12 protein-coding genes are annotated in these 11,591 nt (G+C 68.5%); 8 read left to right on the top strand and 4 right to left on the bottom strand.

Translation table 11 applies throughout. From position 1 onward, the window contains the following. Positions 1-313: YitT family protein (locus V6M63_RS18325; protein ID WP_332744159.1), on the top strand; the 313-nt coding region annotated here is incomplete at its 5' end. Positions 314-322: 9 nt separating this feature from the next. Here the strand turns inward: V6M63_RS18325 and V6M63_RS18320 are convergent. From V6M63_RS18320 to V6M63_RS18305, 4 genes are all read right to left on the bottom strand, one after another. Further along, positions 323-718 carry a type II toxin-antitoxin system VapC family toxin gene (locus tag V6M63_RS18320; RefSeq protein ID WP_332744158.1) on the bottom strand — a complete coding sequence of 132 codons (396 nt, stop codon included), beginning with the start codon at positions 716-718 and terminating at the stop codon, positions 323-325. Next, on the bottom strand, positions 718-930 hold the full coding sequence (locus V6M63_RS18315; protein WP_332744156.1) for an AbrB/MazE/SpoVT family DNA-binding domain-containing protein: 213 nt from the start codon (positions 928-930) through the stop codon (positions 718-720). Before V6M63_RS18315 ends, V6M63_RS18320 begins: the two co-directional genes overlap by 1 nt. Before the next feature lie 68 nt (positions 931-998). Beyond that, positions 999-1,868, bottom strand: coding sequence for a pirin family protein (locus V6M63_RS18310; RefSeq protein WP_332744154.1), 870 nt, complete (start codon positions 1,866-1,868; stop codon positions 999-1,001). Positions 1,869-1,881: 13 nt separating this feature from the next. Continuing rightward, a complete protein-coding gene (locus V6M63_RS18305) occupies positions 1,882-2,754 on the bottom strand; it encodes a pirin family protein (RefSeq protein ID WP_332744152.1) in 873 nt (290 codons plus the stop codon). 87 nt (positions 2,755-2,841) lie between these two features. On the opposite strand from V6M63_RS18305, the gene V6M63_RS18300 reads away from it, so the two are divergent. From V6M63_RS18300 to V6M63_RS18270, 7 genes are all read left to right on the top strand, one after another. Then, the gene (locus V6M63_RS18300) at positions 2,842-3,759 is read left to right on the top strand and encodes a LysR family transcriptional regulator (protein WP_332744151.1); all 918 of its coding nucleotides are present in this window, start codon (positions 2,842-2,844) and stop codon (positions 3,757-3,759) included. A gap of 145 nt (positions 3,760-3,904) precedes the next feature. Next, positions 3,905-4,951 (top strand): LacI family DNA-binding transcriptional regulator, encoded by a 1,047-nt coding sequence (locus V6M63_RS18295; protein WP_332744149.1) that lies wholly within the window; start codon positions 3,905-3,907, stop codon positions 4,949-4,951. Beyond that, on the top strand, positions 4,948-6,429 hold the full coding sequence (gene xylB, locus V6M63_RS18290) for a xylulokinase (protein WP_332744147.1): 1,482 nt from the start codon (positions 4,948-4,950) through the stop codon (positions 6,427-6,429). The genes V6M63_RS18295 and xylB overlap by 4 nt, the downstream gene beginning before the upstream one ends. Before the next feature lie 34 nt (positions 6,430-6,463). Further along, the gene (xylA, locus tag V6M63_RS18285; protein WP_332744145.1) at positions 6,464-7,831 is read left to right on the top strand and encodes a xylose isomerase; all 1,368 of its coding nucleotides are present in this window, start codon (positions 6,464-6,466) and stop codon (positions 7,829-7,831) included. A gap of 31 nt (positions 7,832-7,862) precedes the next feature. Continuing rightward, the gene (locus tag V6M63_RS18280; RefSeq protein WP_332744143.1) at positions 7,863-8,933 is read left to right on the top strand and encodes a sugar phosphate isomerase/epimerase family protein; all 1,071 of its coding nucleotides are present in this window, start codon (positions 7,863-7,865) and stop codon (positions 8,931-8,933) included. Further along, positions 8,930-10,108 (top strand): Gfo/Idh/MocA family protein, encoded by a 1,179-nt coding sequence (locus tag V6M63_RS18275; protein WP_332744142.1) that lies wholly within the window; start codon positions 8,930-8,932, stop codon positions 10,106-10,108. Before V6M63_RS18280 ends, V6M63_RS18275 begins: the two co-directional genes overlap by 4 nt. Further along, entirely contained in the window at positions 10,105-11,589 is a 1,485-nt protein-coding gene (locus V6M63_RS18270) for a sugar ABC transporter ATP-binding protein (RefSeq protein WP_332744141.1), read from the top strand. The genes V6M63_RS18275 and V6M63_RS18270 overlap by 4 nt, the downstream gene beginning before the upstream one ends. Positions 11,590-11,591: the final 2 nt, after the last annotated feature.

Here is an 11,591-nt window from a genome sequence, read left to right as displayed (position 1 = left end):
GCGGGTGGTGCGTTTCGAGCTGCTCAACCCCTGGGTGGCCTCGGTGCTCGGCGGATTCCTCATCGGCTTCGGTCTGCTCGCCCTGCTGCGCCATCAGGCCAGCGTGGGCGGCGTGAACATCGTGGCGCAGTGGCTGCAGCAAACCCGCGGCATGCGGGCAGGCCACATCCAGATGGCGGTGGACGTGCTGGTGGTGCTCACGGCGTTTGCAGTGGTGCCGCCCGAGCGTGTGTTGCAGTCGGTGGTGGGCGCCGTGGCCATCGGCGCCATCCTCACCTTGAACCACCGCCCGGGGCGCTATCTCGGGGTGTAGGCCAGCGAGTCAACGCACTGGCGACCTGGGAACCAGGATCACGCCGGGCAGTCCTTCGAAGTGGGCGTCACAGGTGAGCAGTTCGGCGCCCTTCTGCACGGCCGTGGCGTACACGATGGCGTCGGCCGTGGCCAGCTTGTGCTGGCGGTGCAGATCGGCGGCCAGCAGCGCGGTGGCAGTGTCCAGGGGTGTGACCTGGCACTTCATCGTGTAGGCGATCACCTGATCGGCCTGCGATTCACCGAGTTCGCGCCACAACCATTTGGACAGCTCAAGCTGCACGATGGTCGGCACGACGCACAGGTCCTTCTCGGGAATCTCCTTGGCGAGCTTCTTGCCGACCGGCGAGGCGATCAGCCATTCGATCCAGGCCGAGGTGTCGACCACGCGCAAGGGCGCCGCCATCAGTAGCGGTCCTTGCGATCCCGGTACCCCGCCGTGCTTGCGCCTTTGGCGATGCCGGCGAGTTGCTTCAGTTCGGGCACTGGCATCACCAGCACGCCCTTGTCCTTGGGAATGAACACGAACTCCTGGCCGGCCTCCCAGTGCAGTTCGTCGCGAACGGCCTTGGGAATGGAGATCTGGAATTTGCTGGAGAGGGTGGCGGTGGCAGACATGTCTGGCTCCTGATCTATCGATCGATGAATGGTAAGAATATACCAAGCTTCGTCGAAATGCAGTCGGCCTACCCAGGCAGCGGAATCCATTCCTGGTTGTCTTCCGGCGGCAGCGGAATGCGGCCAGCTGCCCAGTCGGCCTTCGCCTGTTCGATGCGCTCCTTGCGCGAGGACACGAAGTTCCAGAACACATGGCGCTCGCCCAGCGGCTCGCCGCCGAAGACCATGAGCGTGCTCCTCAAGCGTGCGGTGATCACCGCGTCGGCGTCGTCGCCGAACACCAGCAGCTGGCCGGGCTCATAGGTCTCGCCGGCGTGTTCGATCTCACCGCGCGCCACGTACACCGCCTGCTCGCTGTGGCCGCCCGGCAGCGCCAGGCTCGCGCCGGCCTGCCACTCGGTGTGCAGGTAGAAGAGGGGTGAGTGCGTCTTCACGGGGCTCTTCATGCCGTAGGCCTCGCCTGCGATCAGGCGCATCCACACGCCGCCTTCATCGCGCACCGGCAGGTCGGCGGCGGGGTAGTGGGTGAAGGCCGGTTCGGTCTCTTCGTCCTTTTCGGGCAAGGCCACCCACAGCTGCATGAGTTCCAGCCCACCGCCGGCGAACGAGTCCGGGTGCGTGAACCGCTCGGAGTGTGTGATGCCGCGCCCGGCCGTCATCCAGTTCACGTCGCCGGGGTTGATGAGCTGGTGCACGCCCAGGCTGTCCTGGTGCAACACCTGGCCGCTGAGCAGGTAGCTCACGGTGGACAAGCCGATGTGCGGGTGCGGGCGCACGTCGGCGGCGCGCGTGTCTTCGGGCGCGAGCGTCACCGGCCCGGCGTGGTCCACGAAGATCCACGGGCCGACCATGCGGCGTTTGGCGTAGGGCAGCACGCGTTGCACTTTCAGGCCGTGGCCCAGGTCGGCCGCGCGGGCGGTGATCACCATCTCCAACATCGTGTTCTCCTGTTCAGGCGGTCGCTGGAATACGGCCCATGCGGCCACTTTGAAAGTCGGTGAAGGCCTGCTGGATCTCGGCCTCCGTGTTCATCACGAACGGACCATAGCCCACCACCGGCTCGTCGATCGGTTCACCGGCGAGCCAGAGCACGGTGCTGTCTTCCAGCACCTCCAGCGCCACGTCCTCGCCTTCACGCGAAAACACGGGCAGATTCGCTGCCACCACCTCCTGGCCATTGGCCAGGCGCAGCCGACCGCGCAGCACCAGTGGCGCCGTGGTGTGGCCTGCCGCGGCCGGCAGGGTCACCGTGTGGCCGGCCTTCAGGCGCAGGTCCCACACCTGCATGGGCGTGAAGGTGTGGGCCGGGCCTTTCGCACCGAGCAGTTCGCCCGCGATGATGCGCGCCGTGCCGGCACCGTCGGGCAAAGCCACCTCGGGAATCTGCTCGCGCGTGATGCCCTGGTAGCCGGGCGCGGCCATCTTGTCGCGCGCCGGCAGGTTCACCCACAGCTGCACCATCTCGAACGGCCCGCCGGACTTCGCGAAGCGTTCACCGTGGTACTCCTCGTGCACGATGCCGCTGGCGGCCGTCATCCATTGCACCTCGCCGGGGCCGATGGTGCCGCCGCCACCACTGGAGTCGCGGTGCGAGACCTCGCCGTCGTAGACGATGGTCACCGTCTCGAAGCCGCGGTGCGGGTGCTGGCCCACGCCCCGCTGCTTCGTGGTGGGCTCGAAGCGGGTCGGGCCGCCGTAGTCGAGCATGAGGAAGGGCGAGAAGCGCTCGGGCCGGTCGTTGTACGAAAACATGCTGCGCACCGGAAAGCCGTCGCCGACCCAATGGCCGCCGGCGCTGCGCTGGATGAAAGAAACGGTTTTCATGGGGGGTGTTCTCCTTGTGAACGCCCACTTTACCGGGCTCGCGCGCGCGTGATAAGTCGGTAAGATCACAAATCATTTTTCAATGAGATGAACAATCCCTTGCACCCGCAGAACCCCGATCTCAACGACACCCTGGTGTTCGTGCGCGTGGCGCAGGCCGGTGGCTTCAGTGCGGCGGCGCGGCTGCTGGGCATGCCCACGTCCACCCTGAGCGTGCGCGTGTCGCGGCTGGAAAAGCGCCTGGGCGTCACGCTGCTGCAGCGCACGACACGCCGCCTGCACCTGACCGAAGCGGGCCAGGCCTACCTGCAGCAGGCCGCGCGCGGGCTGGAGGACATCCTGCAGGCCGAGGCGCAGCTCGACGCCGGCAAGCACGAGGCCCAGGGCCTGCTGCGCATCACGCTGCCGATCGACATGGGTGACGAGCAACTGCTCGGCATCCTCAGCGGCTACCGCGCGCGCCACCCCGGCGTGGCCGTCGAGCTGGTGTTTTCCGACGCGCGGCTGGATCTGGTCGCGCAGGGGCTGGACCTCGCGCTGCGCGCCGGCGAACTGGCCGACTCCAGCCTGGTGGCGCGCCAGATCGGCCAGGCCCGCTGGGCGCCCTTTGCCCACCCCGACTACCTGGCCCGCGCGCCCGCGCTGCGCGTGCCGAAGGACCTCACGCAACACGCCACGCTGTGCTTCAGCCCGCTCGGGCGCGACAGCTGGACGCTCACGCGCGGCAAGACCCGCGCGCAGGTGCCGCTGCGCTGCGCCTTCGCCGCCAACGACATGCGGCTCATTCGCCAGCTCGCGCTCGACGCCCAGGGCGTGGCCCTGCTGCCCGACTACGTGTGTCGTCGCGAGGTCGATCACGGCCAACTGGTGCCGCTGCTGCCGGGCTGGTACGCGCGCACCGATCCGATCCACCTCGTCTACCCGGGCCAGCGTTTCGTGCCGGCGAAGTTGCGGCATTTCATCGACGAGGCAGGACCGGCGTTGGCGGCGCTCTTCGAGCGCTGAAGACCGCCTTGCCCCAGGCAGCTGGGTTGGGTCGTCGGGCATCGCCAAACCCATTTCACCGGTTCGAGTAACGAACCTCAATCCATCGCCATACTCGGTGAAAACACCTAGCAAATTTCTGAGGTACGCACCTCAGAATGCTGCCATGGAAGCCCGAAACCCCCTCAAGGCACGTGCCACGCTGGAAGACGTGGCGCTGGACGCGCAGGTCAGCCTGGCGACGGCGGACCGGGTGGTGAACAAGCGGCCCGGGGTGCGCGAAGCCACGGTGGCGCGGGTCAATGCCGCGGTGCGCCGGCTGGGTTACCGGCCCGATCCTTCGGCCGCCAAGCTGGCGCGTGCCCGTCTTCGCCGCGTGGTGTTTCTGCTGCCGGCGGGCAGCAACCGGTTTGTGGATCTGCTGGGCGAACAGATCGAGGCCAATGCCGAATGGATGCGCGACCAGCGCATCCATTCCGAGGTGCTCTCCGTCAACGTGTTCAACCCGGGCGAGCTGGCCAAGGCCCTGCTCGCGCAGGAAGGCCAGCGCGATGCGGTGGTGGTGATGGCGCTCGATCACCCGGTGGTGCGCTCGGCCATCGACCAGCTCACGCAGGCCGGCACGGTGGTGATCACGCTGGTGTCCGACGTGCCCTCTTCCACGCGTCAGCACTACGTGGGCATCGACAACACAGCCGCTGGCCGCACGGCCGCCACGCTCATCGGCCGCTTCGTCGGCCCGCGCAAGGCGCAGGTGGCCATCATCCTGGGCAGCCTCTCGCTGCGCGACCACGCCGAGCGCTATTTCGGCTTCAACCAGGTGATGGCCCAGGAGCACCCGCACCTCACCGTGTTGCCGCCGCTCGAAGGGCAGGACGACGCGGGGCGCAACCAGTCCCTCGCCGTCCAGTTGCTGGCCGACCACCCCGAGCTGGCCGCCATCTACAGCGTGGGCGCGGGCAATGCCGGCATCTGCCAGGCGCTGCGCGGCGCGGGGCGCGACCAGAACACCGTGTTCGTCGGCCACGAGCTCACCGCCGTGTCGCGCGCGGAGTTGCTCAACGGCACGATGGACGCGGTGATCAACCAGGACGCCGGCCACGAGATCCGCTCGGCCCTGCGCGTGGCGCTCGCCCAGTGGTCACAGGAGCCGGTGATTGCGGACCAGGAACGCATCCGCATCGACATCTACCTGAAGGACAACCTGCCATGATCACCCTCGGCCTGGATCTGGGCACCTCCGGTGTGAAGGCCTTGCTGCTGGATGGCGACACCCTGCTGGCCACCGCCACGGCGCCGCTGGGCGTGCAGCGGCCGCAGCCGGGCTGGTCCGAGCAGAACCCCGAGGACTGGTGGCGCGCCACCGAGCGTTGCCTGGATGAACTCGCTGCCGCGCACCCGCGCGCTCTTGCCGCCGTGCGCGGCATCGGCCTGTCGGGCCAGATGCACGGCGCCACGTTGCTCGACGCCGACCACGAAGTCATCCGCCCCTGCATCCTCTGGAACGACTCGCGCAGCGGCGCGCAGTGCGCCGAGCTCGAAGCGCCGGCCCTGAATCTGCGCCGGCTCACCGGCAACCCCGCCATGGCCGGCTTCACCGCGCCCAAGCTGCTGTGGGTGCGCGAGCACGAGCCAGAAAACTTCTCGCGCATCGCGCGCGTGCTGCTGCCCAAGGCCTGGCTGCGCTGGAAGCTCGGCGGCGAATTCATCGAAGACATGTCCGATGCGTCCGGCACGCTCTGGCTCGACGTGGCTGCGCGCCGCTGGTCGCCGCTGCTGCTGGCGGCTTGCGGTCTGTCCGAAGCGCAGATGCCGCGCCTGGTGGAAGGCACCGAGCCGGCGGGCCAGTTGCGTGCCGAGTGGGTGCGCCGCTGGGGTTTCGATCAGGCGCCGGTGATCGCAGGCGGCGCGGGCGACAACGCCGCCGGTGCCGTGGGCGTGGGTGCGGTGCAGGCGGGTGATGCCTTCGTGTCGCTGGGCACGTCGGGCGTGCTCTGGGCCACCACCGCCGGCTTTGCGCCCGCCGCCAGCCACGGCGTGCATGCGTTCTGCCACGCCCTGCCCGGGCTGTGGCACCAGATGGGCGTGCAGCTCTCGGCCGCCGCGTCTCTGGCCTGGTGGGCCCGCACGACCGGGCAGAACGAAGCGAGCTTGCTCGACGAACTCGACCACGCCGACCCCGGGCCCGCTCCCTGCTGGTTCCTGCCCTACCTGAATGGCGACCGCACGCCGCACAACGACAGCACCGTGCGCGGCGGCTTCCTGCAGCTCTCGGCCGACACCGAACGGCCCGACATGACGCAGGCGGTGCTCGAAGGTGTGTCCTTTGCCTTTCGCGATGCGCGCGATGCGCTGGCCACCGCCGGCACGCAACTGACCGAGGCCGATCTTCTGGGCGGTGGCACACGCTCCGCTCGCTGGAGCCAGGTGCTGGCGGATGTGCTGGACATGCCGCTGCACCAGATCGAAGGCGGCGAACACGGCTGCGCCCTGGGCGCCGCGCGGCTCGCACGCGCGGCCGCCGGTGGTGGCCGTGAATTCGGCAAACCGCGCCGGCTGCGCAGCTTCGAACCCAACCGCGAACGCGCCGCACGCTACGACGAGGCCCATGGCCGCTGGCAGGCGCTCTATGGCCTGGCCCGGCAGGTGGCCGCTCCGCTGCAGATCATCCCCACGGCCATGCCCGCATGAGCCCTTCCCTTCACCGCACCAGACGCCTTCCACCATGACACAGACCCTCGCACCCCAGCCCGTGGCCACTGCCCAGCGCAAGGCCTGCTTCAGCTTGCGCCAGCCCATTGCCTTTCGGGGCGAGGGCTTCAAACCCACCGAATCCGAACCCCTGGCCTACCAGTACTACGACAAGAACCGCCTGGTGCTGGGCAAGCGCATGGAAGACCAGCTCCGCTTTGCCACCTGCTACTGGCACAGCTTCGGGTGGGGCGGCACCGATCCCTTCGGCGACTCGAGCTTCATGCGGCCCTGGCACGCGGCCGGCGACCCGATGGCGCAGGCGATCCACAAGGCCGACGTGGCCTTCGATCTGTTCCGCCTGATCGACTCGCCCTTCTTCACCTTCCACGACCGTGATGTGGCTCCCGAAGGCGCCACGCTGCGCGAATCGAACGAACACCTCAAGCGCATCGAGGGCGTGCTCGAACGCAAGATGGACGAGACCGGCGTGAAGCTGCTCTGGGGCACGGCCAACCTGTTCAGCAACCGGCGCTACATGGCGGGTGCGGCCACCAACCCCGATCCCGAGGTGTTCGCCTACGCCGCTGCGCAGGTCAAGAACGTGCTGGAGATGACGCACCGCCTGCAAGGCCACAACTACGTGCTCTGGGGTGGTCGCGAAGGCTACGAAACCCTGCTCAACACCGACCTCAAGCGCGAACTCGCGCAGCTCGGCCGCTTCCTCAACCTGGTGGTCGAGCACAAGCACAAGATCGGCTTCACCGGCCAGATCCTGATCGAGCCCAAGCCGGCCGAACCCACCAAGCACCAGTACGACTACGACGTGGGCACGGTCTACGGTTTCCTGAAGGCACACGGTCTGGAGAACGAGGTCAAGGTCAACCTGGAGCAGAACCACGCGCTGCTGGCCGGCCACACTTTCGAGCACGAGATCGCACTCGCCGGTGCACTCGGCATCTTCGGCTCGCTCGACATGAACCGGGGCGACGAAATGCTGGGCTGGGACACCGACCAGTTCCCCAACAACCTGCCGCAGGTCGCGCTGACGATGTACGAGGTGCTCAAGGCCGGCGGCATCGGCCAGGGCGGGCTGAACTTCGACGCCAAGCTGCGCCGCCAGTCCATCGACCCCGACGACCTGGTGTGGGCCCACGCCACCGCCATGGACCTCTGCGCACGCGCCCTGCTGGTGGCCGAAAAGATGATCCAGGACGGCGCGCTGCAGCGCCATGTGGAGAGCCGCTACCAGGGTTGGGACACGCCGCGCGGCCGCGCCATCTTGAACGGCGAACGTTCGCTGGACGCGCTGGCCCGCGAGGTGGAAGCCGAAGGCATCGAACCGCAGCCGCGTTCGGGCCAGCAGGAGCGGCTGGAGCACCTGGTCAACAGCTACCTCTGAACACCAACACACAAGGCAAGGAGACAACGACATGGCCACCAACATCCAAGGCCCCGGCATCTACCTCGCGCAGTTCGCCAGCGACACCGCACCGTTCGATTCGTGGGCGTCCATCACGACATGGGCCGGCGGCCTGGGCTTCAAGGGCGTGCAGATACCCTCGTGGGACAAGCGCATCTTCGACATGGAGAAGGCCGCTGAGTCGCAGACCTATTGCGACGAGATCGCCGGCGTGGCGCGCGAGAACGGCGTCGCGATCACCGAGCTCGGCACGCACCTCCAAGGGCAACTGGTGGCCGTGCACCCGGCCTACGACGAAGCCTTCGACGGCTTCGCGCCCGAGGCCGTGCGCAAGAACCCCAAGGCACGACAGGCCTGGGCGGTGGAGCAGATGAAGCTCTCGGCCAAGGCCTCGCATCGCCTGGGCCTCAAGAGCAACGTGAGCTTTCCCGGCGCACTGGCCTGGCCGTTTCTCTACCCCTGGCCGCAACGCCCGGCCGGTTTGATCGACGCCGCGTTCGACGAACTCGCCAAGCGCTGGAAGCCGATCTTCGACGCCTTCGAAGACGCCGACTGCAACGTCTGCTTCGAACTGCACCCGGGCGAGGACCTGTTCGACGGCACCACCTTCGAGATGTTCCTGGAGCGTGTGAACAACCACCCGCGCTGCTGCATCAACTACGACCCGTCGCACTTCCTGCTGCAGCAGCTCGACTACCTGGAGTTCATCGACATCTACCACGAGCGCATCAAGGCCCTGCACATCAAGGACGCCGAGTTCCGCCCCACCGGCCGCCAGGGTGTGTACTCCGGCTACCAGCCCTGGGTGCAGCGCGCCGGTCGCTTCCGTTCGCTGGGCGACGGGCAGGTGGATTTCGGCGCCATCTTCTCCAAGATGGCGCAGTACAACTACGACAGCTGGGCGGTGCTGGAATGGGAGTGCTGCCTCAAGCACCCCGAGGCCGGTGCGGCCGAAGGCGCGGAGTTCATCCGCCGCCACATCATCCGCGTCACCGAAAAGGCTTTCGACGACTTCGCCGGTGGTGACACCGATCCCGCGCAACTGCGCCGCATGCTCGGGCTGCAGGAGGCCGCGAAATGACGATCGAAGCCGGCTCCGCTGCTGAAGGCGCAGGCCGCCGCATCCGCCTGGGCATGGTGGGCGGCGGTGAAGGCGCGTTCATCGGTGCGGTGCACCGCATCGCCGCGCGGCTGGACGACCACTACGAGCTGGTCGCCGGCGCGCTCTCGTCCACGCCCGAGAAAGCCCTGCGCTCGGCGCAGGCACTGGGCCTGGCGCGCGCGTACCCGGATTTCCGCACCATGGCGCGCGAAGAAGCCGCGCGCGGCGCCGACGGCATCGAGGCGGTGTCCATCGTCACGCCCAACGACCAGCACGCGCCCGCCGCCCAGGCGTTTCTGGAAGCCGGCATCCACGTCATCTGCGACAAGCCGGTGACCACCACGCTGGCCGAGGCGCAGCGCCTGCGCGAACTCGCCCGCTCGAAAGGCCTGCTGCTGGCCGTGACCTACAACTACAGCGGCTACCCCATGGTGCGGCACGCGCGCCGCCTGGTGCGCGACGGTGCGCTGGGCGAGATCCGCGTGGTGCAGGTGGAATACGCGCAGGACTGGCTCACCGAACCGCTGGAGTCCAGCGGCCAGAAGCAGGCCGCCTGGCGCACCGACCCGGCCCGCGCTGGCGCGGGTGGCTGCATCGGCGACATCGGCACGCATGCTTACCAGCTCGCCGCGTTCGTGAGCGGTCTGCAGACGCAATCGCTCTGCGCCGAGCTCAGCGCCTTCGTGCCCGGCCGCGTGCTGGACGACAACGTGCAGGTGATGCTGCGTTTCAACGGCGGCGCGCGCGGCATGCTGTGGGCCAGCCAGGTCGCGCCCGGCAACGAGAACGGCCTGCGGCTGCGCATCTACGGCGACCAGGGCGGGCTCGAATGGCGGCAGGAGCATCCGAACCAGCTGCACTGGTCGCCTTTCGGCCAGCCCACGCAGATCATCTCGCGCGGCACCGGCGCGGCGAACGCCGATGCCGCGCGCGTGACGCGCCTGCCGTCGGGCCACCCCGAGGGCTACCTGGAAGGCTTCGCCACGGTCTACGCCGAGATCGCGCAAGCCCTGCGCGCCGCGCGCAACGGCTCGGCACCCCCGCCCGACGTCGTGTTCCCCACCATCGAGGACGGCGTGCACGGCATGGCCTTCATCGAAGCCGCGGTGCGCTCGTCGTCGCAAGGTGGCCAGTGGGTGGAGGTGGTGGCGTGAGCCTTCGCGTGCGCTTCAATGAAGTCGTCAAGGACTTCGGACCGGTGCGCGTGCTGCACGGCGTGAGCTTCGAGCTCGCGCCCGGGCGCATGGTGGGCCTGCTGGGCGAGAACGGTGCGGGCAAGTCCACCCTGATGAAGATCCTCTCGGGTTACGAGTCGCTGTCCGGCGGCAGCCTGGAAGTGGACGGCGTGGTGCGGCATTTCGCCAGCTCGCGCGAGGCCGAGGAGGCCGGCATCGTGCTGATCCACCAGGAATTCAACCTGGCCGACGACCTCACGGTGGCGCAGAACATCTTCCTGGGTCGCGAGCGGCGCAAAGGCTGGCTGCTCGACGAAGCCGGCATGCGCAGTGCCGCGCGCGACGTGCTGCAGCAGGTGGGCCTGCACATCGACCCCGACACCCGGGCGCGCGACCTCATCGTGGCGGAGAAGCAGCTGGTGGAGATCGCCAAGGCGCTCTCGCGCCACGCGCGCCTGCTGGTGATGGACGAGCCCACCGCCACGCTCACGCCGTCGGAGACGCAGCGGCTGTTTGCGTTGATCGCACAGCTGCGTGCCCAGGGCGTGACCGTGGTCTACATCTCGCACAAGCTCGACGAGGTGGAACGCGTGACCGACGAGATCGTGGTGATGCGCGACGGCCGCTTCGTGGCGCGCGGCCCCACGGCCGAACACACGCGCCACCAGATGGCCAACCTGATGGTGGGCCGCGAACTCTCCGACATGTTTCCCCCGCGCGTGGCGCCGCCGCCCGGAGAACCTCTGCTCTCGGTGAAGAACATGACCGTGCCGGGCTGGGCGAAGAACGTGAGCTTCGATGTGCGCCCGGGCGAAATCCTGGGCTTCGCGGGGCTCGTGGGCGCGGGTCGCACCGAGTTGTTCGAGGGCCTGCTGGGCCTGCGGCCCCGCAGCGGCGGCGACGTGCTGTTGGCAGGCCGCGCCGTGAGTTTCCGCAACCCGCGCGAAGCCGCACACGAGGGCCTGACCTACCTCAGCGAAGACCGCAAGGGCTGTGGCCTGCACATCCGCATGTCGCTGCAGGAGAACCTCACGCTCATGGACCTGGACCGCCACGCCAGGCCCATGCTCGATCCCCGTTCCGAGCGCCGCGCGCTGGAGAAGGCCGTGGCCGAGTTCGGCATCCGCACCGGCTCGCTCGACGCCCCCGCGGGCTCCCTCTCCGGCGGCAACCAGCAGAAGCTGGCCATGGCCAAGGTGCTGCAACCCGACCCGCGCGTGGTGGTGCTCGACGAACCCACGCGCGGCGTGGACGTGGGCGCCAAGCGCGACATCTATTTCCTGGTGCAGCGCCTCGCGGCCGAAGGCCGCGGTGTGGTCGTCATCTCCTCCGAACTGATGGAGCTGATCGGCCTGTGCCACCGCGTGGTCGTGATGCGCGCGGGGGCCGTGCAGGCCACCCTGGACGCCGACCACCTGACCGAAGAGGAGCTCATCGCCCATGCCACCGGCACTCACTGACA

Source organism: Hydrogenophaga sp. (assembly GCF_036675665.1).
In the GTDB taxonomy this organism is placed as follows: Bacteria; Pseudomonadota; Gammaproteobacteria; order Burkholderiales; family Burkholderiaceae_C; genus Hydrogenophaga.
Note: the sequence above shows the minus strand (reverse complement) of the source record. Positions and strands in the feature narration are given on the sequence as shown.

What these genes read in the sequence shown, in the direction of transcription:
- V6M63_RS18320 (WP_332744158.1), bottom strand. Translation starts at nt 718, where the DNA reads ATGGCGGCGCCCTTGCGCGTGGTCGACACCTCGGCCTGGATCGAATGG.
- V6M63_RS18315 (WP_332744156.1), bottom strand. Translation starts at nt 930, where the DNA reads ATGTCTGCCACCGCCACCCTCTCCAGCAAATTCCAGATCTCCATTCCC.
- V6M63_RS18310 (WP_332744154.1), bottom strand. Translation starts at nt 1,868, where the DNA reads ATGTTGGAGATGGTGATCACCGCCCGCGCGGCCGACCTGGGCCACGGC.
- V6M63_RS18305 (WP_332744152.1), bottom strand. Translation starts at nt 2,754, where the DNA reads ATGAAAACCGTTTCTTTCATCCAGCGCAGCGCCGGCGGCCATTGGGTC.
- V6M63_RS18300 (WP_332744151.1), top strand. Translation starts at nt 2,842, where the DNA reads ATGAACAATCCCTTGCACCCGCAGAACCCCGATCTCAACGACACCCTG.
- V6M63_RS18295 (WP_332744149.1), top strand. Translation starts at nt 3,905, where the DNA reads ATGGAAGCCCGAAACCCCCTCAAGGCACGTGCCACGCTGGAAGACGTG.
- xylB (WP_332744147.1), top strand. Translation starts at nt 4,948, where the DNA reads ATGATCACCCTCGGCCTGGATCTGGGCACCTCCGGTGTGAAGGCCTTG.
- xylA (WP_332744145.1), top strand. Translation starts at nt 6,464, where the DNA reads ATGACACAGACCCTCGCACCCCAGCCCGTGGCCACTGCCCAGCGCAAG.
- V6M63_RS18280 (WP_332744143.1), top strand. Translation starts at nt 7,863, where the DNA reads ATGGCCACCAACATCCAAGGCCCCGGCATCTACCTCGCGCAGTTCGCC.
- V6M63_RS18275 (WP_332744142.1), top strand. Translation starts at nt 8,930, where the DNA reads ATGACGATCGAAGCCGGCTCCGCTGCTGAAGGCGCAGGCCGCCGCATC.